Annotated in this window: 20 protein-coding genes and 6 pseudogenes; 19 read left to right on the top strand and 7 right to left on the bottom strand. The window is 70.7% G+C overall.

Annotation, left to right across the window (positions count from 1 at the left end):
• Positions 1 to 30 precede the first annotated feature (30 nt).
• From AQJ46_RS43670 to AQJ46_RS43615, 12 genes are all read left to right on the top strand, one after another.
• A complete protein-coding gene (locus AQJ46_RS43670) occupies positions 31 to 552 on the top strand; it encodes a flavin reductase family protein (protein ID WP_059210907.1) in 522 nt (173 codons plus the stop codon).
• A complete protein-coding gene (locus AQJ46_RS43665; RefSeq protein ID WP_059210906.1) occupies positions 549 to 1,433 on the top strand; it encodes an MBL fold metallo-hydrolase in 885 nt (294 codons plus the stop codon). Before AQJ46_RS43670 ends, AQJ46_RS43665 begins: the two co-directional genes overlap by 4 nt.
• Position 1,434: 1 nt before the next feature.
• Positions 1,435 to 2,655: an amidohydrolase family protein gene (locus AQJ46_RS43660; protein ID WP_059210905.1), complete on the top strand. Its 1,221-nt coding sequence runs from the start codon at positions 1,435 to 1,437 to the stop codon at positions 2,653 to 2,655.
• Positions 2,656 to 2,765: 110 nt separating this feature from the next.
• Positions 2,766 to 3,524, top strand: a complete 759-nt coding sequence (locus tag AQJ46_RS43655; protein ID WP_225887565.1) for an ABC transporter ATP-binding protein — start codon at positions 2,766 to 2,768, stop codon at positions 3,522 to 3,524.
• A complete protein-coding gene (locus tag AQJ46_RS43650) occupies positions 3,521 to 4,402 on the top strand; it encodes an ABC transporter permease (protein WP_059210904.1) in 882 nt (293 codons plus the stop codon). The genes AQJ46_RS43655 and AQJ46_RS43650 overlap by 4 nt, the downstream gene beginning before the upstream one ends.
• Before the next feature lie 50 nt (positions 4,403 to 4,452).
• A complete protein-coding gene (locus tag AQJ46_RS43645) occupies positions 4,453 to 5,625 on the top strand; it encodes a substrate-binding domain-containing protein (protein ID WP_059210903.1) in 1,173 nt (390 codons plus the stop codon).
• Positions 5,625 to 7,001, top strand: a complete 1,377-nt coding sequence (locus AQJ46_RS43640) for an FAD-binding oxidoreductase (RefSeq protein ID WP_208617085.1) — start codon at positions 5,625 to 5,627, stop codon at positions 6,999 to 7,001. The genes AQJ46_RS43645 and AQJ46_RS43640 overlap by 1 nt, the downstream gene beginning before the upstream one ends.
• Positions 6,998 to 7,783 carry a creatininase family protein gene (locus AQJ46_RS43635; protein ID WP_059210902.1) on the top strand — a complete coding sequence of 262 codons (786 nt, stop codon included), beginning with the start codon at positions 6,998 to 7,000 and terminating at the stop codon, positions 7,781 to 7,783. Before AQJ46_RS43640 ends, AQJ46_RS43635 begins: the two co-directional genes overlap by 4 nt.
• Before the next feature lie 11 nt (positions 7,784 to 7,794).
• Positions 7,795 to 8,226: a cupin domain-containing protein gene (locus AQJ46_RS43630; protein ID WP_059210901.1), complete on the top strand. Its 432-nt coding sequence runs from the start codon at positions 7,795 to 7,797 to the stop codon at positions 8,224 to 8,226.
• Positions 8,227 to 8,228: 2 nt separating this feature from the next.
• Positions 8,229 to 9,770 (top strand): amidase, encoded by a 1,542-nt coding sequence (locus AQJ46_RS43625; RefSeq protein WP_079072704.1) that lies wholly within the window; start codon positions 8,229 to 8,231, stop codon positions 9,768 to 9,770.
• Positions 9,763 to 10,527 (top strand): cysteine hydrolase family protein, encoded by a 765-nt coding sequence (locus tag AQJ46_RS43620; protein WP_059210900.1) that lies wholly within the window; start codon positions 9,763 to 9,765, stop codon positions 10,525 to 10,527. The genes AQJ46_RS43625 and AQJ46_RS43620 overlap by 8 nt, the downstream gene beginning before the upstream one ends.
• A complete protein-coding gene (locus tag AQJ46_RS43615; protein WP_059210899.1) occupies positions 10,524 to 11,591 on the top strand; it encodes an acetamidase/formamidase family protein in 1,068 nt (355 codons plus the stop codon). The genes AQJ46_RS43620 and AQJ46_RS43615 overlap by 4 nt, the downstream gene beginning before the upstream one ends.
• 408 nt (positions 11,592 to 11,999) lie before the next feature.
• Here the strand turns inward: AQJ46_RS43615 and AQJ46_RS55735 are convergent, their stop codons facing one another.
• From AQJ46_RS55735 to AQJ46_RS54780, 5 genes and pseudogenes are all read right to left on the bottom strand, one after another.
• Positions 12,000 to 12,173, bottom strand: a complete 174-nt coding sequence (locus AQJ46_RS55735) for a hypothetical protein (protein WP_159064163.1) — start codon at positions 12,171 to 12,173, stop codon at positions 12,000 to 12,002.
• Between the two features lie 128 nt (positions 12,174 to 12,301).
• Positions 12,302 to 12,553 (bottom strand): annotated as a pseudogene (locus AQJ46_RS57815) (IS110 family transposase); the annotation flags it as partial.
• A gap of 1,588 nt (positions 12,554 to 14,141) precedes the next feature.
• A complete protein-coding gene (locus AQJ46_RS43600; RefSeq protein ID WP_059210896.1) occupies positions 14,142 to 15,815 on the bottom strand; it encodes a CocE/NonD family hydrolase in 1,674 nt (557 codons plus the stop codon).
• A 105-nt stretch (positions 15,816 to 15,920) separates the two neighbouring features.
• A complete protein-coding gene (locus tag AQJ46_RS43595) occupies positions 15,921 to 16,799 on the bottom strand; it encodes an alpha/beta fold hydrolase (RefSeq protein ID WP_059210895.1) in 879 nt (292 codons plus the stop codon).
• A 125-nt stretch (positions 16,800 to 16,924) separates the two neighbouring features.
• Positions 16,925 to 17,008: pseudogene (locus AQJ46_RS54780) on the bottom strand (short-chain dehydrogenase); the annotation flags it as partial.
• Positions 17,009 to 17,336: 328 nt separating this feature from the next.
• On the opposite strand from AQJ46_RS54780, the pseudogene AQJ46_RS58595 reads away from it, so the two are divergent.
• From AQJ46_RS58595 to istB, 7 genes and pseudogenes are all read left to right on the top strand, one after another.
• Positions 17,337 to 17,558: pseudogene (locus AQJ46_RS58595) on the top strand (serine hydrolase); the annotation flags it as partial.
• 505 nt (positions 17,559 to 18,063) lie between these two features.
• On the top strand, positions 18,064 to 19,188 hold the full coding sequence (locus AQJ46_RS43585; protein WP_059210893.1) for a 4Fe-4S binding protein: 1,125 nt from the start codon (positions 18,064 to 18,066) through the stop codon (positions 19,186 to 19,188).
• Positions 19,185 to 20,483: an SNG1 family protein gene (locus tag AQJ46_RS43580; RefSeq protein WP_059210892.1), complete on the top strand. Its 1,299-nt coding sequence runs from the start codon at positions 19,185 to 19,187 to the stop codon at positions 20,481 to 20,483. Before AQJ46_RS43585 ends, AQJ46_RS43580 begins: the two co-directional genes overlap by 4 nt.
• 172 nt (positions 20,484 to 20,655) lie before the next feature.
• Positions 20,656 to 21,225: a TetR/AcrR family transcriptional regulator gene (locus tag AQJ46_RS43575; protein ID WP_059210891.1), complete on the top strand. Its 570-nt coding sequence runs from the start codon at positions 20,656 to 20,658 to the stop codon at positions 21,223 to 21,225.
• A gap of 693 nt (positions 21,226 to 21,918) precedes the next feature.
• Positions 21,919 to 22,666 (top strand): annotated as a pseudogene (locus AQJ46_RS43570) (NAD(P)-dependent alcohol dehydrogenase); the annotation flags it as partial.
• A pseudogene (locus AQJ46_RS53200) lies at positions 22,666 to 22,980 on the top strand (IS21 family transposase); the annotation flags it as partial. The pseudogenes AQJ46_RS43570 and AQJ46_RS53200, both read left to right, overlap by 1 nt.
• Positions 22,977 to 23,816 carry an IS21-like element helper ATPase IstB gene (gene istB / locus AQJ46_RS43565; protein ID WP_282691541.1) on the top strand — a complete coding sequence of 280 codons (840 nt, stop codon included), beginning with the start codon at positions 22,977 to 22,979 and terminating at the stop codon, positions 23,814 to 23,816. The pseudogene AQJ46_RS53200 and the gene istB, both read left to right, overlap by 4 nt.
• 60 nt (positions 23,817 to 23,876) lie before the next feature.
• Here the strand turns inward: istB and AQJ46_RS43560 are convergent.
• Positions 23,877 to 24,227, bottom strand: a pseudogene (locus tag AQJ46_RS43560) (hypothetical protein).
• 231 nt (positions 24,228 to 24,458) lie between these two features.
• Positions 24,459 to 24,842: a hypothetical protein gene (locus tag AQJ46_RS43555; protein WP_059210890.1), complete on the bottom strand. Its 384-nt coding sequence runs from the start codon at positions 24,840 to 24,842 to the stop codon at positions 24,459 to 24,461.
• Between the last annotated feature and the right edge of the window lie 167 nt (positions 24,843 to 25,009).

Below are 25,009 nucleotides of genomic sequence, written 5' to 3'. Positions count from 1 at the left end.
CTCGTCCCGCCCAGTCCCAAGGGAGCCCCCATGGCCGCGGCCACCTCCGACCGTTTTGTCGCCTGCCCGCCGGACTCCGCCTTCCTGGACGCCATGGCCGCTCTGGCCGGGGGTGTCTGTGTCGTCACCGCCCTGACCTCCGAGGGGCGCCCGCTCGGCTTCACCAGCACCGCCGTGATGAGTCTGAGCCGCGAACCGCAACTGCTGGCCATCGGGGTGGGTCGCGGCGGCCGTTCGCTGCCCGCGCTGCTCGGCGGCCGCAGGTTCGCGCTGAACATCCTGCACTCCGGCGGCGAGCATGTCTCCCGGCGCTTCGCCGACCGCACCGCCGACCGGTTCGCGGACCTGGAGTGGTCGGCCGAGGAGCGCGGCGGGCTTCCGCTGCTGCTCGCGCACAGCTCGTACACGGTGCTGTGCCGCGTCGTACGTGACCTCCCGGCCGGGGACCACCACCTGATCGTCGCGGCCGTCGAGGACGTGGTGACCGGAACCGGCGGACCGACCGCGCTCGTGCACCACGACCGCCGCTACCACGCGCTCGGTGCCGCGTGAGCGGCCCCGACTGGTTCCAGGTCGCCGAGACCGGCCCGGGTGCCTTCGTGATCGGCGAGCCCGGCCACGTCAACAGCTACCTCCTGCTCGGCGACGAGACGGCCCTGCTCTACGACACGGGAATGGGCATCGCCGACATCGGCGAGCAGGTGCGGCGGCTGACCAGGCTGCCGCTGCTGGTCGTCAACTCGCACCATCACTTCGACCACCGCGGCGGCAACGCCTCCCTGGCCGCGTACGCCGAGGACATCGCCGTACACGCCGACGGAGCCGCCCTGCACACGACTCCGGCCCCGTACGAGTGGCTGGAGGCGTACGGGCACCTCGCGCACGACCTGCGCAAGCGGTACGAGGAGTTCCACGCCCTGGACACCGGCGGTTTCTTCCTGACGGACTCCCGCGTCGAGGTGCGGCCGGTCCCCGACCTGGCCCACTGGCGCGTCGAGGCCGTACGCCCGACCCGCCTGCTGCAGGAAGGAGACGTCCTCGGCCTGGGCGGCCGGAGCCTGAAGGTCCTCCACACCCCCGGGCACTCTCCGGACGGCATCTGCCTGTGGGAGCCGGAGACCGGGCTGCTGCTGGCCGGGGACACGCTGATCAGCGGTACCTTCTTCGCCCATGTGCCGGGCGCCGACGTCGCCGCCTTCGCCGACTCGACACGCCGCCTCGCGGAGTTGCCCGTCACCACCGCGCTGCTCGGCCACAACCTGCGGCACCGGGAGTCGGCGAACTTCGTGGGCCGGGTCGCCGAGGCGTTCGCGGCCGTACGGGACGGCCGCACCCTCCCGTACGCCTCCACCGACATGTTCGGCGTCCCCGTACGCCGTCATGACTTCGACGGTTTCGCGGTGCTCACCGCGCCGCACGGAACGGACCGCTGACATGCCACCTCTGCTGCTACGCGGCGCGCGGCTGCCCGGCGGAGACGTCCGTGACCTCCTGCTCGACCCGGACAGCGGTCTCGTCGCCCGGGTCGCCCCACCCGGCCTGCTTCCCCCCGGCCCCCAGGAAATCGACCTGACCGGGTATCTGCTCCTGCCCGCCCCCGCGGAACCGCATGCCCACCTGGACAAGGCCCTGACCTGGGACCTGGCGGGTGCCCTGCCCGGAGACCTGCCCTCGGCCGTCACCGCCTGGCGCGCGTACGCCGCGCGGGTCACCGAGGAGGACGTGTTCCAGCGTGCCGGGCGGGCCGTCGACGAGCTGTGTGCGAACGGTGTGACGGCTGTCAGGACCCACGTGGATCTCCTGACGGACGACGGCAGTCACAGCTCCGGTGATCCGCTGCGCGGCCTGCGCGCCCTGCTCCGGCTGCGCAGACAGCTCCGAGGGCGGGTACGGCTCCAGATCGCCGTCCTGCACATCGACGCCCCGGACGAGCTGCTGCACCAGGCGCTCGACCTCGGCGCGGACCTGCTGGGCGGCTGCCCCCATCTGTCCGCCGACCCGGCCGCGTCCGTGGAACGCACCCTGCGCATCGCCGCGGAGCACCATGTCGGGGTCGACCTGCATGCGGACGAGACCCTCGATCCGGGTGCGGGGGACCTGCGCCTGCTCGCCCGTGCCGTGCGGGAGCGCGGCTTCGTCCCGGGCGTCACCGCGAGTCACTGCGTGAGCCTGGGCGCGGTGGAACCGGACGAGGCGGCGCGTACGGCCAAGGAGGTCGCGGCCGCCGGGATCGGGGTGGTCGCCCTCCCGCTCACGAACCTCTACCTCCAGGGCCGCGGCCACCCGTCGTCCACCCCGCGCGGCCTCACCGCCGTACGCGCGCTGCTGGACGCGGGCGTGCGGGTCGCGGCCGGTGGTGACAACATCAGGGACCCGTTCAACCCCGTGGGCCGCGCGGATCCTCTGGAGACCGCGTCCCTGCTGGTCACGGCCGGTCATCTCGCCCCGGACGAGGCGCTGCACGCGGTCACCGCGGGCGCCCGCGCCGTCCTCGGCCTGCCCGCGGCAGGAGCGTGCGAGGGTGCTGTCGCCGATCTTCTGGCGGTGCGCGCGCAGACCGTGTCGGAGGTGCTCGGCGCGTCCTGTCCCGAGCGGCTCGTCTTCGCCGGCGGGCGGCTGGTCAGCCGTACGTCGGTGGTCCGCGAACTCTACTGAGACCGGCCCACCGCCCGGTCCTGACGAATGGATACCGCCGTGACACTGGCCGGAAACAATCAATGTTCATGCTATCAACATTCCGCACTGTGGCACTGAAGGGAGCTGATGTGCCGACCATCGCCGAGGAGACGCTCGACGCGACGCTGCGATTCGAGAGCGTCGACAAACACTTCGCCAACGGGACCACCGCCCTGACCGGCCTCGAACTCTCCATCGCCCCAGGTGAGTTCGTCGCCGTCGTGGGTCCCTCGGGCTGCGGCAAGTCCACCCTGCTCCGCCTCGCCTCCGGCCTGGACACCGCTTCCGGCGGCACGGTCCACGCCCCCACCGACTCGGTCGGGTACGTGTTCCAGGACCCGACCCTGCTGCCCTGGCGTAGCGTCCTCGCCAACGTCGAACTCCCCGCGGAACTCACCGGAACCCCGAAGGCCGAACGGCGCGAGCGGGCGCTGGACGCCCTTCGGCTGGTCGGCCTCGAGGGCTTCGAGAAGCAGTTGCCGGGGCAGTTGTCCGGAGGCATGCGGATGCGCGTGTCCCTGGCCCGGGCCCTCATGACCCGGCCCTTGCTGTTCCTCCTCGACGAACCGTTCGGCGCCCTCGACGAGATGACCCGCCTGCGCATGCAGGAGGAACTCCAGCGCATCTACGCCGAGACCGGCTTCGCCGCCCTGTTCATCACCCACTCGGTGACCGAAGCCGTCTTCCTGGCCGGCAGGGTCGTCGTGATGTCGGCACGCCCCGGGCGGATCACCGCCTCCTTCGACGTCCCCTTCCCTCATCCCCGCCCGGCCGAGCTGCGTTACGACCCCGAGTTCGGCCGAATCGCCGGCGAGGTCTCCGCGGCACTGCGAGGAGGGTTCCAGTGAGCGCCGACATCACCGTCACCGCCCGGACCGAAGAGCCCGTACCGACGACGGACGTGGCGCGGGCCGCACCTGCGGCGCGCGGCCGCCGCCGACGGGTCCGGCCCGCCGCGCTGCTCACGCCGCTCGGGTCTCTCGGCGCGGCCATCGGCGTCTGGTACGCCGCGAGCTATCTGCTGCTCAGCCCCGCCCGGCGCTTCCTCGTCCCACCCCCGCAGCAGGTCCTGACCGTCTCCTTCCTCGACTGGACCCATCTGCAGCCGATGCTCCAGGCCCTGTGGCTCACGGCCCAGGTCGCGCTCGTCGGGCTGCTCATCGCCTCCGTGCTGGGGGTGACGGCGGCGGTGCTGATGAGCAGGGCCCGCTGGCTGGAGCGCTCCCTGTACCCGTACGCGGTCGTCCTGCAGACCGTGCCGATCCTCGCGATCGTGCCGCTGATCGGCCTCTGGTTCGGCTTCGGCTTCACCAGCCGGGTGGTCGTCTGTGTCCTGATCGCCCTCTTCCCGATGATCGCCAACACCTTGTTCGGCATCCAGTCGGTCGACCGTGCCCACCACGACCTGTTCACCCTCCAGCGGGCCGGCCGCTGGGCCCGGCTGCGCAAGCTCGAACTGCCCGCCGCCCTCCCCTCGGTCTTCACCGGTCTGCGCACCTCCTCCGGCCTGTCCGTGATCGGTGCGATCGTCGGCGACATGTTCTTCAAGCAGGGCGAACCCGGCATCGGCACCCTGCTCGACGTCTACCGCTCCCGGTTGCAGTCCGAGGACCTGTTCGCCGCGATCATCCTCGCCTCGCTCTTCGGCGTCGTGGTCTTCGCCGTCTTCACCCTCGTGGCCCGGCTCGCCGTGGGCTCCTGGCACGCCTCGGCCGACCGGCCGTAGCCCGCCCCCGCCTTTCCCTCGTCCCCGCCCGTCCGTCAGGGAGTTCAGTCATGCCCTCTTCCGTCAGACGCGCCGCCATCGCGGGCGTTTCCTCAGCAATCGCCCTGGTATCGGTCACCGCCTGTGGCGGTGGCTCCACGGCCTCCACCGGCTCCGCCGACAAGCTCCAGGCGGCTCCCGCCGCGCAGAACCTGGCCGGCGTCTGCCCCAAGACGGTCGTCGTCCAGGTCGACTGGGAGCCCGAGGCCGAACACGGCCCCCTCTACAACCTCGTCGGCCCCGGCTACACCGTCGACAGCGACAAGAAGCGGATCACCGGACCGCTGGTCATCGGCGGCAAGGACACCGGCGTCGACATCCAGATCCGGGCCGGCGGCTCCGCCATCGGCTACCAGACCGTCCCCTCGCAGATGTACGTCGACAAGAGCATCACCCTCGGCACGGTCACCACCGACGTGGCGATCACGGCGTCCGCCAAGCAGCCGGTCACGGCCGTCGCGGCGCTGATGAAGAAGAGCCCGCAGGTCCTGATGTGGGACCCGGCGACCCACCCCGACTGGAAGACGATCGCGGACATCGGGAAGTCGAACGCGAAGGTCGTCTACGTCAACGGCAGCACCTACGCCTCGCTGCTGGTCTCGAAAGGCCTGATCAAGAAGAGCCAGCTGGACGGGAGTTACGACGGCGCGCCCGCCCGCTTCGTGTCCAACCCGGGCATCGCCCAGCAGGGCTTCGCCACCGCCGAGCCGTACATCTACCAGCACGAGGTGTCGGCCTGGAAGAAGCCGATCAGGTACCAGCTCCTCGCGGACGTCGGCTACAACGTCTACCCGGAAGCCCTCTCGGTGCGCAGCGGCGAGTTGACGTCCCTCAGCCCCTGCCTGAAGAAGCTCGTCCCCGTCCTGCAGCAGTCGACCGCCGACTACGCGGCCGAGCCGTCGGCGACCGTCAAGCTCATCGCCGACCTGGTCCAGCAGTACAACACCGGCTGGGTCTACTCCGAGGGCACTGGCACCTTTGCCGCGAAGCAGCTGGTCAAGCTCGGCGTCCTCGGCAACGAGGCCGACGGAAGCGTCGGGAGCTTCGACACGAAGCGCGTCGCCTCCGCCCTGAAGACCTTCACCCCACTCGTCGAGCAGAGCGGCGCCAAGGTCAAGGCGGGACTGACCGCGCAGGACCTGGCGACCGACGAGTTCATCGACCCCTCGATCGGACTGAAGTGATGACGACCGGAAACCTGACCGCACTCACCGAACTCGTCGACGACGGACGGGCTCCGGGCATGACGGAACGCCGGCCCACGCCCGGGATCGAGGAGTTCTGCGCCGAGGCAACCGAACTCCTCGGCACCGACGGGGTGATCCGCGACCCGGCGGCACGGGAGAAGGCCTCCTGCGACTGGGCGCACATGTCGCCCATCCTGTCCGCGCGCCTTCCCGCCGGCCACGCCGAGGCCGTCCTGCGCCCCTCCACGCACGAGCAGATCCCGGGCATCCTGGCCCTGGCCCACCGCCACCGCGTCCCCCTCACCCCGCGCGGCAAGGGCACCGGAAACTACGGCCAGGCGATCCCCCTGTACGACGGCGCGGTCCTCGACCTCACCGGCTGCGGCCGGATCCTCGACGCCGGCGACGGCTGGATCCGCGCCGAGGCCGGGGCGAGGATGTCCGACCTCGAAAGCCACGCCCGCACCCTCGGCCAGGAGTTGTGGATGTTCCCGTCCACCTTCGGCACCACGGTCGGCGGCTTCCTCTCCGGCGGAAGCGGCGGCACCGGCTCTCTCGTGCACAAGACCAACAGCGACGGTTTCGTGCAGGAGTTGACGGTGGTGCCCTGCACGGCAGACGCCGAGCCCTTCACCGTCCGGGACGCGGAGGCCCTGCCGTACATCCACGCCTACGGCACCACCGGGATCATCGCCACCGCGACCGTACGGCTCCAGCGGGCCCGCACCTGGACGGGCCTGTTCGCCGCCTTCGCCGACTGGGCGTCCGCCACCGCCGCGCTGTCGGCGCTCGTACGCCTCGAACCGGCGCCGCGCCTGGCCTCGCTGGACGAGGCCGGCCTTGTGGGGGTCTACCAGCCCGACCCGGCGCTGGATCCCACGGCCCTGAGTGTGCGCGCGATCATCGAGGAGGAGGCCGTCGACCAGGCACGGGCGATCGTCCGGTCGCACGGCGGCAGCGTCCTCGACATCCGGCCCGCACCGGACGGCCCCGCGCTGATCAGCTCGATGTCCTTCAACCACCCCACCTACCACCTGATGAAGGCCGAGGACGGCTGGTTCCACCTGGAGATCGGCGGCGACGTCCTGCTCGGCGACACCACCGAGATCCGGAAGGTCTTCCCGGACACCCTGCTCCACCTGGAGGGCATGCGCTCCGGCACCGTCGGCATGCTCATGGCCCGCTACCAGGACGAACAGACCGTGTACGCCGGCACAGCCGCCCTGGAAGCCCTGGGCGTCCGCGTGCACAGCCCGCACAACTGGTACGTCGACCGCCGCCTCGACCTCGTACGGGAGACGGTCCGCACCGCCGACCCCCTCGGTCTGCTCAACCCCGGCAAGATTCCCGCCGCTTCCGAGGAGACGCCGTGACCTTCACCCGGTTCATCGACCTCAGCGGCCCGGAGATCGAGCGGTTCGGCGAGGACACCGTCGCCGTGCTGCCGGTCGGCGCGATCGAGCAGCACGGGCCCCATCTGCCCGTCGCCACCGACTACTACATGGCCGAGGCGGTCGCCGAGGGCGCCGCCCGGCTCGCGGGGGAGAGCTGCGACATCACGCTGCTGCCGGGCCTCGCCTACACCAAGTCCGACGAACACGCCTGGTCCCCGGGCACGCTGTGGCTCAGCGCCCGCACCCTGCTGTCCGTCCTCGACGACCTCGGCCGCTCCCTGGCCGCAGGCCCCGTACGCAGACTGGCCTTCCTCAACGCGCACGGCGGCAACAGCGCCCTGCTCGGCGTCGCCCTGCGCGAACTGCGCACCCGCTACGGCCTGCGCACCTTCCTGCTGCACGCCTCCCTCCCCGCCGACCAGGGCGGCACGTCCCCGGCCGCGGAGTTCGGCATGGGCGTGCACGGCGGACTCAAGGAGACCGCCGCCATGCTCCACCTCCGCCCGGACCTGGTGGACATGAGCCAGGCGCGCCGCAGCGTCCCCGAACACCTCACCGCGTACGAGCACATCGGCTTCGGCAAGCCGGTGTCCTTCGGCTGGACCAGCGACGACTTCGCCACCGGCAACGGCCTCATCGGCGATCCCACGGGAGCCACGCCCGAACTCGGCCGCAAGCTCGTCGACGCGTCCGTCTCCGCGGCCGCCGCCGCGTTGCGCGAATGCGCGCGCTTCCTGCCCGACCGCCCCCTGACCTCCTGAGGGAGCCCGCGATGACCGACGCCCCGCTGCACACCCCGCTGCGTGACATCACCACCCACCACATCACCGCCGGCGACACCGTCAAGCTCGCCGTGCTCACCGGCCCCCGGGACGGCTCGCCCACCACGGTCGTCTTCGAGGTCTGGGAACCGGGCGGCGCCCAGCCCCTCAACTGGCACCCCGAGTCCGTCGAGACGTTCGTCGTGCTCGCCGGCCACGGCCGCGCCGCCAGCGACGAGCACGAGCGCGACCTCGCCCCCGGCGACGTCCTGGTCCTGCCCGTCGGCTCGAAGCACCGCATCGTGAACACGTCCGCCACCGAACGCCTCTACACCCTCACCGTGATGGCCCCCGACGAGGGCTTCGCGGATCTCATCGAGCGTGGACCGGTCGCCACCCTGGACGAGCGGGATCTGGCCGTCCTGCGAGCGGGAACGCCGTGACCATGGATCTCTTCGCCGCCTTCTGGGCCTACGAACAGGCGCTCGCCGCCAACGACTTGACCGGGCTGGACCACTGGTTCCTCGACGCCCCGGACACCCTGCGCGCCGAGGGCGACAACGTCCTGGTGAGCCACACCGCCATCGCCGACTTCCGGCGGGGGAGGGGAGGGGCTCCCGCCCGGGTGGTCGAGCGGGTGCACGTGGTCCGGCCGACGGTGGAAGTCGCGGTCGTGACCGCCGAGACACGGCGGCAAGACGGCACGCGCGGGCTCCAGACGCAGGTGTGGCGGCACACCGACGCCGGGTGGCGGATCGCCGCCGCGCACGTGAGCGCCGTATCCGCGCCGGCGCCGGACGACCGCCCTGACCCGGCGGTGTGGCGGGTGGCCGACGGGCCGCTCGTGGCGTCCACCGGGCAGGGCCCGCTGGCCCATGTCCGCCTCGCGGTGAAGGACCTGTTCGCGGTGGCGGGACAGCGCGTCGGCGCGGGCAACCCCGCCTGGCTGGCCGAGGCCCGCCCAAAAACCGCTCACGCCGACGCCGTACGGCGGCTGCTCGACGCGGGCGCCGAACTCACCGGCATCGCCCAGACCGACGAACTCGCCTTCAGTCTCGCCGGCACCAACCCGCACTACGGCACCCCCGCCAACCCCGCCGCACCCGGCCGGATCACCGGCGGCTCCAGCAGCGGCCCTGCCGCCGCCGTGGCCCGCGGCTGGGCGGACCTGGGGCTGGCCACCGACACCGCCGGTTCGATCCGTGTGCCCGCCTCCTACTGCGGCCTCTACGGCTGGCGGCCCACCCACGGCGCCACCCCCGACGGGGGCCTGCTGGCGCTGGCCCCCTCCTTCGACACCGCCGGACTCCTGGCCCACGACCCCGTCCTGCTGCGGACGGCGGCCGAGGCGTTGCTGACGCCGGGCGACACCACCGCGCCGATCACCCGATGCATGGTGGACGAGGAACTGGTGTCGCTCGCGGCACCCGAGGTCCGCGCCTCCTTCGAGGCCGCCTGCCGGGCACTGACCCTGCGTACGGCGCTGCCCCTGGCGCCTGCGCGCACGGGAGCCGCCGAACACCTGGAGGAGTGGTTCGCCGCCTTCCGCACCGTCCAGGCCGCCGAAGCCTGGGAGCGGCACGGCGCGTGGATCACCCGTCACCCGGGCGCGCTCGCCCCGGATGTCGCGGCGCGCTTCGAGAACGGACGCCGGGTGAGCGCGGCCGAGCGGGCGCGGGCGGAACAGGTCCTGTCCGACGCGCGGAAGGCGCTGGACGCCGTACTTCCGCCCGGAACCGCCCTGCTGCTGCCCGCCACGAGTGGCCCCGCCCCTCTCGCCGACGCGCCGCCCGAGGAGGTGGAGGCCGTCCGTGCCGCCACCCTCCGGCTGACCTGCCTCGCCTCCCTGGCCGGACTCCCGGCGGTCGTCGCCCCGCTGCTGCGGGTGCGCTCGCTGCCCGTGGGCCTGTGCGCGCTGGGCGCCCGGGGCACCGACCGAGCCCTGCTGGACTTCGTCACCGATTCGAGGAACCCCGCGCATGCCTGAGGCCCACGGCCTGATCGGTCCCAACCCCCGCAACGCCTGGCGGGCGCACGGCAAGACCGTCGTACTGGCCCGCCCCCACCGCGACCCGCACCCCGTCACCGTCGAGGCACTGCCACAGACCGTGACCGCCGACCTCGCCGCGACCGCGCTGATCGTCGTCGACATGCAGAACGACTTCTGCTCGCCCGACGGCTGGCTCGCCTCCATAGGCGTGGACGTGGCCCCCGCGCGCGCCCCCATCCCCGTCATCGCCGGCCTGCTGCCCCCGCTGCGCGCCGCGGGCGTCCCCGTCGTCTGGCTCAACTGGGGCAACCGCCCCGACCGGGCCAACCTCCCGCCCGGCGTCCTGCATGTCTACGACCCGGACGGCACCGGCGGCGGCATCGGCGCCCCGCTCCCGGGCGGCAGGGTACTGGAGCAGGGCAGCCCCTCGGCCGCGATCGTCGCCGAACTGGAGACCGCGGACGGCGACCTCCATGTCTCCAAGTACCGGATGAGCGGCTTCCAGGACACCGAACTGGACAGCGTGTTGCGCAACCTGCGGGTCGACACCCTGCTGTTCGCCGGCGTCAACGCCGACCAGTGCGTCCTGGCCACCCTCATGGACGCCGCGAACCTCGGCTACGACGTCGTCATGGTCCAGGACGCGGTGGCCACCACCTCGCCCGCGTACTGCATGGACGCCACCCTCTACAACGTCCGCCAGTGCTTCGGATTCACCCTCACCGCCGGGGCCCTGCGGGAGGCCCTGAAGTGAGGCTCCTCCAACCCGGACTCGGCCCCCTGGACGGTGACCACTACCTGGCCGCCGACCCGTCCCGGGTGCACTGGGGCCTGCTGCCCAACGCCACCGCCGAACCGGCGCTGACCGTCCGCTCGGGCGAGACCGTCACCTTCGACACCATCAGCCACGAGGGCATCCTCGAAGACCAGGGCCGCGACCCGGCCGCCTTCTTCGGGGCGGCCGGTATCGCCGCGAACGGCCTGCTGCACGACGCCGTCGAACTGGCCGCCTCCGCACGCGAACACCTGCCGCAGACACACGGCCCGCACGTCGTCACCGGACCCGTGGCACTGCACGACGCACGGCCCGGTGACGTACTGGAGGTCGAAGTCCTGACCCTGCTCCGCCGCGCTCCCTACGGGGTGATCAGCAATCGGCACGGCAAGGGCGCCCTCCCCGGCGAATATCCGCAGACCCCCCAGGGCGAGCCGGCCAGCATCGTCGCGACCGTCGGAGACGACGGCCGGGGCCGGCTCCCGGTCGGTGACGGCCGCCAACTCGGCTTCCCCCTCCGCCCCTTCCTCGGCATCATGGGCGTCGCCCCGGCCACCGAATCCCCCGTCCACTCCGTCCCTCCCGGCCCGCACGGCGGGAACATCGACGTCCGCCACCTCGGCACCGGCGCCCGGCTCTTCCTCCCCGTCCAGGTCCCCGGGGCCCTCTTCTACGTCGGCGACCCGCACTTCTCCCAGGGCGACGGCGAAGTCGCCCTCACCGCCTTCGAGGCCCCCCTGCGCGCCACCCTCCGCCTCACGCTCCACACGGACCCGGCCACCCGCTCTCTGGCCGCCCGGCTGCGCGCACCGTTCGCGGAAACGCCGTCCGAGCACATCGTGCTGGGCCTCGACCGCGACCTCGACGAGGCCCTGCGCAACGCCGTACGCGACGCACTCACCCTCCTCACCCACCGGTTCGCCGTCCCCGGCCCCGTCGGCCTGGCCTACCTCAGCGCGGCCGCCGACTTCCACGTCTCCCAGGTGGTCGACATCGTCAAGGGCGTCCACGGCCGCATCTCCAAGGCGGACCTGATGTGCTGAGCCGTTGTCGTCCGAGGGCTGACCCCGGGCCGACCAGGACGAACCAACCGGCGGGCGGGCGCATGGCCGCGATCACGTCGCTGGACACAGCCATGAGGGCAGACCATTGCTACCGGTAAGAGCTTGGCGTAAGAAGTGTCTCTCGGCGCTGCCGTCCCTCAGGAGCCAACCCGCCCCCATCCGCGTATCTCACTCACCACGGGATACAGGCACCGCTCCAGACCCATCAGGGACTTCGCCAGAGTTCACGGTGACGAGCCGAAGTCAGTAACCGTTGAGTGAAGTGGCGGCCCATGTCTGAGGGATGTCCCTCAGCGCTGTGCAGGGGCCGCAGGTTGTTTCGGCCGCTGCCAGTCTCGACCTTGGACGATCGGTGGGCAAAATCCCAGCCTCTCCTCGGCGCAAGTATCACCGCGCCGGCTGGCGCTGATCGTGCGCGGCCACTGGGGCATCGAAGCCCTGCACCACGTCCGCGACGTCACCTTCGGCGAGGACGCCAGCAAGATCTGGACCGGGCACGGGCCAGAGAACATGGCCACCCTGCGCACCCTCGCCCACGGCCGCCTCCGCGACGTCGGACACGACAGCATCGCCGCCGTGCGCCGCGAAATGTCATCGACGCCTTCACCGCCCCACTGGACCTCCTCGGCGTCCCCGCGTGACCAGCACGAACATCGCCCATCACCGACTTTGCAACGGCCGTGGAGGGACTCGGCCCCTGGGACGGGTCCCATGCCAGGGAGCGATTCAATGACTTCGGCGCGCTCGTCGACGTGGAAGGCTTCGCGGATCTCCCGGTCGGCGTCTTTGATCCATTCGTCGAGCATGAGGAGCTGGTGGGCGAGGTCGCACACGAGTTCCGCGGCCCGCTCTTCGCCCGGGCGAGCCGTCACCTGGGACCGGGCTGCTTCGAGCGCGCGGGCGGCGACATCGGCTGCACTGCGGAGCGCACGTCGGGCCAGCCCGCCTTGCCCGCCACTGGCCCTGGACCCGCGAGATCACAGACGCCCTCGAACGGCTCGCACTCCTGCCGAATGCCGGATGACCAGCAGCTTCCCCGCTCCTGCGAGCAGCATCACCCCCACCCCGAGCTGTGAAACCCGGCGTCCGCCCGAGACGACACCAATGGGCCATCGCCGAAGTCCGCGGCCCATTTCGTTGCCGATGGCCGGGCACGGCGGCGCTGTGCCGCCTGATCATCACCGAGCTGCCCAGATGCCGGAACTCGCCGACATCGTCGGCACAGGCTTCGCCATCGACCGCGGACCCTTCTTCGACCGGCTCCGCGACTACCCGGACGCCGAGGCACAGGCCGGCACACTCGACTCCCGTTCGGCCGACGGACAGCCCCAGTCGGCATCCGAAGTGGCCGAACAATTCCTCGGCATGATCTGCAGCCAGTTCCTGTGGCCCCAAATCGTACGGACCGACTTCGTCCCGCCCAACCCACCGACGCCGCGATCGTGGACGAAGCCGTCGCCCTCATGCTCAGTCGCTACAGCTCCGGATCCTGAACCCCGGACTACCGGTTCACGCAGCCAGGACCCCGAAACGCCGCCCTACCGGTACAGGTGCAAGTGGCCTCCCGGTATTGCCGGCGTGCGCCAGTCCGCGCCCCGGCCGAACGCGGCCACCGCCGGCGCAATCCGCTCTGGCGAAACACCGACGGCTCACTGACCGCCTGGTAGTCGCACCCAGCACACCAGCCGGTCCGACGTTGCTCGACACCTCGAAGCGTGAAAACGGCCGTCCTGCTGTCTCACGAACGAGCCGGGATCAGCAGGTCAGGTGACCCCGGCGAGCTTGAACAAAGGCTGAGCCGGGACGCTTTCCCAGTGCCGTGTCAGGGCGGCGGCGACTTCCGCGGCTGCTGGAGCTGCGGCCAGTGACCGCTGTCCAGCAGGACGACGTTCGCGGCCTGGCGTTCTCCGCGAGACTGTCGGCGTACTCCACCGGCCGGTACTGGTCGTCTCTGCCCCAGAACACGAGGGGAGGGCTGGTGACGTTCGCCGGACCGGGCTCCCACTCCGCCCCCGTATGGATTCCCGAGCGGACGAGGCGAAGGATGTTGTCCTTCATCGTGGCGTCCAGCCGGCTCACGGCCTCGTCGGCATGATGGGCGGGCTCTCCTGCCCGGGTGTCTGCCAGATCTTCGGGGGGGAATCCACTCGAGCGCAGGGCTGATTCCCGAGTCTCCGCCGGCCCAGGTCCTCACCAGGTCGGGGCGCAGCGAGGCGAAGTGCACAGTGAGGGCGCTGCCCCAGTCGTGGCCCACGACGTCCCATCCGGCGCCACATTCCGGCCCGGGGCGTGTCCGGAACACCGTGAACGAGTACGGCAGGCGCGAGCTCTCTCCAGTCGACTGATGGATTCAGTGAGTTGCGCGGGTCGGGCTTCACCGGGGAGATCGCCGACGGCCAAGTGCCTGCCGGGAGACCATCGGCGAAGGGCAGCGGGACGCCTGCCGCCCTTCGCCGAAGCCACCGCGGTAGCGGTCGGCGTCCTTGCCCACCGCCACACCGGATCGGTTGGCCCTCCCGCCGCTTCCTGTCAGCCCGGGACCACCGGCAGGACGAGGCGGGAGGGCCGGGCCGGGTCGTGGAAGACCTGCTGGCGGGCCACCCGGGCCGCGGTCGCGCTCTCCTCCGGTTCGCCCGTGTTGAGGTTGCGGTCCCAGCGCGGGAAGTTGCTGGAGGTGATCTGGAGCCGTATGCGATGCCCGGCACGGAAGACGATGCTGGTCGACCACAGGTCCACGACGTGCTCGGCCACTTCGCCCGGCGTCGCTGCCCGCACCCGCACGATGCCGTCGGTCACGTTACGGGAGACGCCGTTCTCGTCGACGTCACACAGGCGGGCCACCCAGTCGGTCGAGGGGCCGTCCGTGGCGGCGAAGAGCACCGCCCGCACGCGACCGGTCACCTCGGTGTCCTCGGCAAGCGGTTCGGTGGTGAAGACCAGGACGTCCTCGCGCGCCTCCACTGCCGTCTGGTCGAGCGGCCCGGGACGGAAGTCGTCGGTCAGCAACAGGGCTCCGCCGACCGTGGGCACCGGGTCCATCGGGTCGTAGGTGAACTCCTCGAACTGCTCGGCGACAGGCGGCGGTTCCTGCGTCAGGCGCCCGTCCGCGCGCAGGTGGAAGTCCGTGTCCACGGCCCGCGACAGGGGCCATTCCGTCTCCTCGCGCCACTGGTTGACGCCCATGACGAACAGCAGCACCTCGCCCGTGTCCGGCTCCAGCGTCTTCCCGTCGCCGATCGTGCGCTGGTACCAGTCGAGCTGGAGGCCGTTCAGGGGGCCGCGCATGCCCATGAAGGCGGAGTTCGCGGCGAACCCGAAGTTGACGTCGCCGATGACGTGCTGCTGGTTGGCGTGACTCCACGGCCCCATGACCAGCGTGGCGGACCGGCCCGCGCGGCGCATCGCGGTGAAGTTGTCGAGCGTTCCCTGGGTGAAGATGTCGTACCAGCCGCCGACCTGGAAGGTGGGCAGGTCGACCTCGTCGTGCCGGCCCTCGACCCGGCAGGCCCGCGCCCACTCGGGCTCCCGCCGGGACCGCTCGTAGCCCAGCTCGGGAAGTTCGTGCCGGACGAACGCGGGGAAGTGCCCGGCGGGCAGTTCGCCGTAGCCGCCGCCGGCCAGGCCGTCGAGATCCTGCACGAGCCTGCCGAGGCTGCCGACGAGCGTGGCGGGGTCGGTGCCGTGCCGGCGCATCATTGCGTCGGCGCCCATCATGAGGGTCCACGGCGCGGTGATACCGAGCTCGATCGCGCCGCCGCGCGTCCACAGTCCGTCGTCCGGGTCGGACCACGTGACCATCGGTGCGATCGCCTTCAGCTCCGGCGGCTTGGACAGCGCCGCCATCCACTGCGTGTGGCCGAAATAGCTGGCGCCGATCATGCCGACGGAGCCGTTCGCGCCGGGAAGGGCGGCAGCCCACCGTACGGTGTCGTACCCGTCGCTCTCCTCGTGCGTCCACGGCTCCCACTCACCCTCGGAGGCGAACCGGCCACGGGTGTCCTGGAGGACCACCATGAAGCCGCGCCGGGCCGCGGCCAGGGGATCGAGGACGGCGATCGCCAGGGCCATCTGCTTCCCGTACGGCAGCCTGCTGAGCAGGACCGGCCACGGTCCGCTGCCGCCGGGCCGGTAGACATCCGCCCGCAGCACCGCGCCGTCACGCATCTCCACGGGTACGTCGAACTCGATCTGTATCTCCGTCATGTGCCGCTCCGTTGCCTGCCACGACGTCTTCGCGAGACATGGTCGATCGGGGCTCCACTCTCGCGACACCCCCGAAAGGGGGTGACCACGGCGCTCTCGGGACGCTTACGCCACCGTGTTCAGCAGGTCGGCCAGTACGTCGGGCCGTTCGAGGGCGATGAAGTGACCGGCCTTCGGTACCTGCGTGAAGTCGGCGGCCGGCAGCAGCTGCTTGTCGGCCTCCCGGTCCGAGGGCCGGGACCAGTCTTTCTCGCCGTAGATGAGGTGGACGGGAGCCTTGACCTCGGGGTAGCGCGAGCGGGCCGCGATGAGACTGGGCAGGGCCTGGTACACACCTCGGGCGACGGTCGGGTAGCCGGTGCGCCGGCCCACCTGGAGCAGCTCGTCCACGTAGTCCTCGCGCAGTGCGCTCTTGTCTCCCAGGCCGCCCTGGAAGATCTTGCTGAGGGCGGGCTTGGGCTCCACCCCGGCGATCACCGGGCCCACTCCGGGGGCGAGGACACCGCTGACCACCACGCGGGCGAGGAGGCCGGAGCGGGCGATCCCGCCGCGGAAGTCGTAGGTGTTCACCGCGACGACGCGCCGGACCCGTTCCGGGAGATCGGCCGCGGTGGTCAGGGCGAGCACCGCCCCCATGGACTCGCCGACCAACGTCACGTCGTGCAGGTCGAGTTCGGTGAGGAGCCGTTCGACGCCCGCTCGCATGGCCGGCTCGTCGTACGACGCTCCGGGCACGATCTCGGAGTAGCCCATCCCCGGCAGGTCGAGGGCGTACACGGTGTAGTGGTCCGCGATCAGCGGGATGAGGTGGCGGAAGTGCTCGGCCTGGGTGCGCACGGTGTGCAGCAGGACCAGGGGGGCACCGGTGCCCGCCTTGAGGTAGCGCAGCGTTCCCTCGCGGCTGTGTCGTCCTGCGCGCGGGGCGATGGTGTGGCTGGTGGTCCCGGGGATGTGGATCGTGGGACGTGATTCCTGGCTGGGCATTTCGCCGACTCCTTGTGCGTGAACTGCGAATGGGTGATTCGGGTGCGGGTTCGACTGGGAGGGGTGACACCGGTGTCGCCCGGGCTACGGCGCCCGCTGTGGTCCGCGACCTACTTGGCCAGCTCGGCGTACAGCTCTTCCGCCAGCGCCTTGCCGATGCCCCGGCTGCCGCCGGTGACGAAGACGTCAGCGTCCTTCAAAGCGGTCATGACTGCCTCCACAAGAAGGGGAAACCGTTCGGTTTCCATCACAGTAAACCGATCGGTTTCCGGGTGCAAGTCCATCGAAGGAACCCGTCGCGGCAGGCCGGCTTCAGGGTGTCGTTCCGGCGTGCCGGCAGGTCCCATAGCGCCGTGGTCAGGTCCACGATGTATGACGAAGCCCTCTGGCTCCGGCTCCTGCGCCGCGCGGCCGCCACGGTTTTCGACCGGGGCGCGGTCGCGCTGAGCCCGCGACAGCTGGAGGTGGACGTGAAGGCCTCGGCCATGGCGGTCCACTCGCTGTTCGGCAGCAAGGCCGGTCTGCTCAGCGCCATGTATCGGGAGGCCGTGCGCCTCTTCGTCGAGCGTCTGGCCGCTGCCTGTCCGGCGGACGACCCGGCCGGGGGCGGTACGGCACCTTCTCGCGCACCGGGCCGGCCTGGTGGCGCCCGAGGTGGACGTGACCCCGGAGGATCTGCGCGCCTGGGAGCCGGTCGCCGACACGCTGGCCCGGCAGGCACCTGCCTGGGCGCCCGGGACGGCGTACGCCTACCACGCGCTCACGTTCGTGATCCGTCTCGGGCCGACCTATCGGGAGTACGCCATGGCCAACCCGCACCCTGGCGCGATCCTCTTCTTCGGCCGCGACGCCCAGTGCCCGTCCGATGCGGACAGGTCGCGTGGGGTCGCCGAGACGTACCGGCCCTCGTCGACGCCGCGGGCAGCGGGCCGGGCAGTTCGGTTCCGCCTCGGATCCCGAGGTCATCGCGCTGTCGGTCTGGGGAGCGGCTCACCGTCTGGTCTGCCTGGTGCTGTCCCGGAACGAGCCGCCGGAGTTCGCGCTCGCCGGCTGTGGCCTGCCGCTGAGGGTGCGGTCGGCGGGAGTACCGGTTCCGGCGCCCTTCGAAGACGGGTGGAGCGGGGGTGGTTGGCAACTCGGGCCTGCGGCTCGGTTCCGCAACTCGGGCTTGCATGTGAAAACCGGTCAGTTTACGGTGGTGAAACTGATCGGTTTCTCGTCGTGCAGGCGGGCGAGTTCCGGACCCGAGTCACGAGGAGCATGGATGACTGCCGCGCGCGACGCCGAGGGACAACCGCCGAGTCCCAGGCTTCCGGCGAAGTTGGCCGCCCACCCGTCGGTGCAGGCCGTACTCGCCCGGCGCAGGGCGGGTGGCGCGGCACGCCCGCCGGAGGTGATCGACGCGGCGTGGCTGCGCGAGCTGTGTCTGGCTGCCGGCGCGGACGACGCCGCCGCGGTCAGCGTGGACCACCCCGATCTGGCCGGTGAGCGCGAGTACGCACAGTCCGCGCTGCCCGGCACCCGCACCCTGATCGCGATGGCGGTCCGGATGAACCGCGACAATTGCCGCTCCCCGGCCCGGAGCGTGGCCAACCAGGAGTTCCACCAGACCGACGAGCAGGCCAACCACGCCGCCCGCCTGGTCACCCGGGCGCTGCAGGACGCCGGTTACCGCGCGCTCAATCCGTCCGTCGGCTTCCCGCAGGAGATGGACCGCTTCCCCCGGGAGCGGATCTGGGTGGTCGCGCACAAGACGGTCGCGGTGGCCGCCGGGCTCGGCGTGATGGGCCTGCACCGCAACGTCATCCACCCGAAGTTCGGCAGCTTCGTCCTTCTGGTGACCGTCCTGGTGGACGCCGAGGTGAGCGAGTACGGGCAGAAGTTGGACTACAACCCCTGTATCGACTGCAAGTTGTGCGTCGCCGCCTGCCCGGTCGGTGCCATCCACAAGGACGGCGCCTTCGACGGCCTGGCCTGCACCACGCACAACTACCGCGAGTTCATGAGCGGGTTCACCGACTGGGCGCAGACCGTGGCCGACAGCGAGGACGCCGCCGACTACCGCTCCCGGGTCACCGATTCCGAGAGCGCCTCCATGTGGCAGAGCCTGAGCTCGCCCCCCGGCTACAAGTCCGGCTACTGCCTTGCCGTCTGCCCCGCCGGCGAGGACGTCCTGGGCCCGTACCTGGACGACCGCAAGTCGTTCATGGACACCGTGCTACGACCGCTCCAGGACAAGAACGAAACCCTGTACGTCCTGCCGGGTTCCCCCGCGCAGGAGTACGCCCGGCGCCGCTTCCCCCATAAACCCGTCAAGGAAGTCACCGGCGGCTGGCAGGCCCCGGCGAAACGTTCCGCGTCCCCTGACCGAGAGACACGTACTTCATGAGCGGCATTCACCCCTTCCGCGTCCTGCGCGCCAAGCCTCTGTGGATCGCCAATGGCGTCATCACGGGCGTACTCGCGCTCCTGTTCGCCGTCTTCTACGTCGGCGCCAACATCGACCCGGTCGATCACATGACCAAGCTGCCGGTCGGCCTGGTCAACGCCGACAAGGGAGCCGCCGTCGGCGGCAAGCAGGTCAACCTCGGGGCTCGGATCACCGAGTCGATCAAGAAGTCCACCACCGGCGGGGACAAGATCGACTGGAAGGTGATGGACCAGAAGGAGATGAAGGAGGAGCTCGGCAAGGGCAGGCTGTTCGGCGCGCTCGTCGTTCCCGCCGACTTCACCTCGGCCACCACCGCACTGACCGGCACAGCGCCCGCCGGAACCCCGGCCCGCCCGACGCTGACGGTGCTGACCAACCAGTCCGCCGGCAGCATCGGCTCCAGCCTGGCCCGGACGGCGACGACGACCGCGGCTGAGCACGCCTCGCTCCAGCTCGGCAGGCAACTGACCGCGCAGACCGGCTCCCAGCAGGCGAAGCTGCCCGCCGCGGCACGCATCCTGCTCGCCGACCCGGCCGCCGTCACGGTGAAGGACGGCCATCCGCTCGACTCGCACAGCGGCCTGGGCCTGACGGCGTTCTACTACGCGCTTACCCTCGTGGTCGTCGGCATGCTTTCCGCCAACGTCATCAGCGGCCAGGTCGACCACGCCCTCGGCTACACCCACAACGACATGGGCCCGCTGCGCCTGCATCGCCCGCTGATCCGGGCGACCCGGGTCCAGACCCTCGCCATCAGTAGCACCCTCATGGCCGGACTGTCCCTGCTGATGGGCACCCTGGTCATGGCGGGCGCGGTCGGCATCATGGGCATGGACGCCTCCCATCTGCCCCTGCTGTGGCTGTACTCGGTGTGCGCCGTCGCCGTCACCGGGATCGGTGCGCTCACCCTCCTCGCGGTCTTCGGCACGCCCGGCATGCTGGTGGTCACGCTGGTCTTCATCGGGATGGCGGTACCCACGGCCGGCGCCACTACCCCCATCCAGGCACTGCCCGGCTTCTACCGCTTCCTCGCCGAGTTCGAGCCCCTGCGCCAGATCACCGGCGGAATCCGCTCGATCCTCTACTACGACGCCCAGGGCGACGCGGGCCTGACGCGGGGCTGGGTCATGATGGCGGCCGGACTCGCGGCGGCCGCACTGTTCGGCTTCGGCGTACTGGGGTGGTATGACCGCAAGGGGCTGCACCGCATCCCGATGGAGACGGCGCCCGAGAAGACGGCGGCCCCGGCATAGCGCAGGCCACCCTCGCCACATCCCTGGGTGTCACCCCTGCCGGGGCGACGGGCACGTGCACCACCATGGCTCGGCGACGGCCTTCCCTCGGGCCGTCGCTGAGCTTCCGCGCGGACGCCACCATGGAAACCGATCGGTTTTCATTTGCTTCTCTTTGGGTTAACCTCGCGGTATGACCACCGAAGTGAAACCAAGCCCCAGGGAGCGGCTGCTGGAGGCGGCGGCCACGCTCACCTACCGAGACGGCGTCAACATCGGCGTCGAGGCGCTGTGCAAGGCGGCGGGGGTGTCCAAGCGCTCCATGTACCAGCTGTTCCAGAGCAAGGACGAACTGATCGCGGCGAGTCTGGAGCGGCGCACTTCCGCCTACGTGGCGGCGCTGCTGCCCGCGGCGGACGACGACCGCTCCCCCCGGGAGCGGATCCTGCATGTCTTCGAGCAGGTGGAAGCGCAGTCGGGCGCGCCCGAGTTCTACGGCTGCCCCTATCTGGCCGCGCAGATCGAGCTCAAGGACCAGAGCCACCCCGCGAGCCGGGTCGCCCATCAGGTCAAGGCGAACCTGACCGCCTTCTTCCGCGCCGAGGCCGAACGCGCCGGGGCGAGCGATCCCGGTCTGCTGGCCCGGCAGCTCAGCCTCGTCTTCGACGGTGGCAGCGCCCGCGCGGGCATCGGCGCGGACAAACTGACGGGGCTCATTGCGCCCACGGTGATCACCCTGCTCGACGCGGCGGGCGTGCGCTGACGGATCGTCCTTCCGGAGCGCTTCCCACGGGTTCGCCGATCAGGTCATCGCCTCGCGCCTGGGCGGCCGCGTCAGGAGAGTTTGGGGCGCGTCGAGATCAGTTGTGCGTAGGCGTCCGTCATGGACTGGCGGGCGTGCCGAAGATCGCCTTCTTGTCAGGGGAAGAGCCGGAAGAGATAAGGCTGAGACGCCGACCCGCCTGGCGATCGCCGTCCGTCGCTGGTGGAGTTCCTCCTCGTCTTGTCGCCCGGGGGCGGTGCTGGTGGGGGAGTGGTGGGGCAGAGGCGATGTCATCGGGGCTTCTCGGTGCGTGGCCGCATGCCGCGGCCGGGCGGCGGGGATCAGCTCGGGGCAGGAGCCGGGGTGATGTCCCGTAAGAAGACGGGCTTCAGCTGCTTCTCCGCCAGCGCGTCAGGCAGTTGCTCCCAGTCGAGCCCATGGGAGACGACGCGGGCGGGATCGACGGCGCCGGAGGCGGCGAGGTGGAGGCGGGCTCGTGCACCGGTTCGGGGGATTCGTCCATGCCTTGAGTATCCCCGGTCGCACGCACACAGCCTGCCCCAGCCAGTGGTAGGCATCGCGGGCATACGCAAATCCGTGACCTGGGTGAATACCGGCCCGGCCGGGACGCTGGCCACCGTGTCCGGCCGGAAGGCGGCCGGGCGCGGAACCTCAGCCAGGAGAACCGTCGGCATGACCACTGTTGCTGCGTACGCTGCCCCCGCCGCCAAGGCTCCCATGGAGCCCCCATCGAGCGCCGCCCGGCCGGCGAGTTCGATGTGCTGATCGACATCAAGTTCGGGGGCATCTGCCACTTGGACATCCACCAGGTCCGCGAGGGCTGGGGTGAGGCGATCTTCCCGATGGTCCCGGGCCACGAGATCGCGGGCGTCGTCTGCGAGGTCGGCCCCGGGGTGACCAAGTACAAGGTCGGCGAGCGGGTGGGCGTGGGCTGTCTGGTCGACTCCTGCCGCGAGTGCGAAAGCTGCAAGGCCGGAACAGCACTGTGTGCCGGGGGGGCTGTCCAGACGTGCAACGGCATCGGTCGTGACGGAGAGCCCACCTACGGCGGCTACGCCACGCACGTCGTCGTCGAGAACTTCGTCGTCCGTATTCCCGATGGGCTGTCCCTGGACGTCGCCGCGCCGCTGCTGTGCGCGGGCATCACCACGTACGCGCCGCTCAAGCAGTGGGGCGGGGGCCCGGCAAGAAAGGTCGCTGTGGTCGGACTGGGCGGTCTCGGCCACGTGGGCGTCAAGATCGCGAAGGCGCTCGGCGCGGAGGTCACTGTCCTCTCCCCGTCGCTGCGCAAGAAGGACGACGGCCTGAAGCTGGGCGCCGACCACTACTACGCGACCAGTGACCGAAGACGTTCGAGGAGCTCGCCTGCTCCTTCGACCTGATCGTCTCCACGGTGTCGGCGCCACTGGACTTCGGCGCGCCCTCTACCGGCTCCGCGCGGCCCAGGGAGTCCTCGGACTGCGCAAGAAGTACGGCGACGCCCGTCTGGAAGCCGCTTGCAGAAAGGCGATCACCGTCGGCGACCCGTCCTACCGCACCGTCAAGGGGATCCTGGTCGCTGGGACCGAGACCGAGACCGAGACCGAGACCGATCCGGAACCGGAGACCGGTGACGCCGGAGCCGCGGCCTTCCTGCACGGCCCCGAGGGCCTGTTCGCCGCCGTCCCCACCCAGACGCCCGGCGACAGCCAGGACGACCAGGACTGTGGTTGCGCCCAGGAGGCCGTCCGATGAGTGTGATGACCACCGCCCTGCGCGACTCGCTCAAGAACCTGCGGCTGTCCGGGATGCTGGAAACCCTCGACGCCCGACTCACTCAGGCCCAGAAGGGCGAACTGGGACACCTCGACTTCCTTCAGGTCCTCTGCCAGGGCGAGATCACCCGCCGCGAGTCCGTCGCTCTCGAACCGCGCCTGCGCAGAGCGAAGTTCGAGCAGCAGGCCACCTTGGAGTGCTTCGACTTCAACGCTTCCCCGAAGCTGCCCGCCGCCCAGATCCGTGACCACGCAGCCCTGCGCTGGCTCCACTCCGGCGAGTCCGTCATTCTGTTCGGACCCGTAGGCGTCTGGAAGACACACGTCGCCCAGGCCCTCGGCCACCAGGCCGTCCGCCAGGGCGCCAACGCCCGCTTCGCCAAGACCAGCCGCATCCTGGCCGAGCTCGCCGGCGGCCACGCGGACCGCACCTGGGACAAGCGCATGCGCGAACTCATCCGCCCCGACCTGCTCATCCTCGACGACGTCGCGATGCGGCAGCTGCACCCGTCCCAGGCCGACGACCTCTACGAACTCGTCTCCGAGCGGCAAGGCCGGTCCTTGATCATCACCAGCAACCGGGCGCCCAGCGACTGGTATGCGCTCTTCCCCAACCCGGTCGTCGCCGAGTCGCTCCTGGACCGCCTGATCAACGCCAGCCACCAGATCATCATGAACTGCCCCGGCTACCGCCCCAACACAAGCGACAGAAGGGACCCACCGACAAGCCGTCGGCCACCTGACGCCACGCCCAGTTGTCCGCGTTCCCTCCTGCGGCACAAACTCCCACCCCCCGCACTGGGGTTGACGTGGTAGCAGGAGAGGCGACGGCCGAGGGCTACCTGGGCGGGCACGGCTGACCAGGCCGGCCCGGGTTCACAGCCACCGCTTGGCTGCTTCGACACTGTCGCCACCGCTGGTGTTGAACGCGATCGCAGCCTTCGGCGCATGCCCTCGGACCAGGTTCACGACCTGCTCGAAGAGCGGCAGAAGGGGTTCCGGTTTGCGGATCCCGCCACCGATGACGACGACGTCCCAATCGCGCTCGGACAGTGCCGCGATCATCGCGGGCTCTGCTGACTCATCCAGCGCAATCAGCGTCATTCATGCGTCGATGGCACGGTCACCGAAACGTGCCAGTTCCTGGTCGAGGGCCGCGCGGATCACGTCCCCGTCCATACCAGGCACCGTGTTCGGATCGACTCCAAGAATGAGAACGGAAGGCATGTCCGGGAAGACGATCAGCTGCCTTCGCTGGTTCCCGAGGCGCAACGCTGCCGTCTGAGCACCAAGGCCGCTGCGAGGGCGGACGGCCACCTCGGGAATTACGTGAGGTTAGCCATGGGGAACCACGTGATCGTCCACACTGCTTGACCAGCCTTGGCTCCCTGGAGAGAGTGAGAAGGCCTTCATCGTGCCGCCCGGGGCCTCTGTCGTGACGCTCATCCACTCGGTCGCCTACGGGGCTTCCTTGCGGAAGAGAGACAGCAGGGTTCGGGCCGGCAGGGCGCCCGGGTCGAAGAACTGCGTGGCCAGAGCGGGCGGCACCGCCGTTCCCCGCATGCGGACCTCGTGGCAGGTGAAGCAGAACGCCGCCTCGAAGAGCGCCAGATCGAGAGAGTCGTCGTAGGCCCGGACGCTCCAGCCCGGCGAGAAGCCGCAGCGGTGCTGTTCACTGCCGGGCAGGCTCTCGATCAGGGCCAGGGCGGCGTCGGCCTCGCTCCCGGCCCAGTGAGCAACCGCCGTGCCGGGGTACGGGACGTCCCACCTGGCGGGAAGGGCGGAGATCCGTACGACCTCGATCAGCACGGTGGCGGTAACGGCTTCGGTGGGCAGCTGCATGAACGCAGTCTGCCCCTCAGGTTCGGAGGCCGGGAGGCACAGGCGTCGCCTCGTGGTAGTACATCCGCCACCCCACGCCCCGCCACCTCTGTGCCAGATCGAACTGTGCCTGGTCCTGCGCTCGCCGAGGACGTTCTGGAACGTCAGATGGACCAACCCCGGGGCCA

Origin of the sequence: Streptomyces canus, from assembly GCF_001514145.1 — a bacterium.
Classification (GTDB): Bacteria; Actinomycetota; Actinomycetes; order Streptomycetales; family Streptomycetaceae; genus Streptomyces; species Streptomyces canus.
Note: the sequence above shows the minus strand (reverse complement) of the source record. Positions and strands in the feature narration are given on the sequence as shown.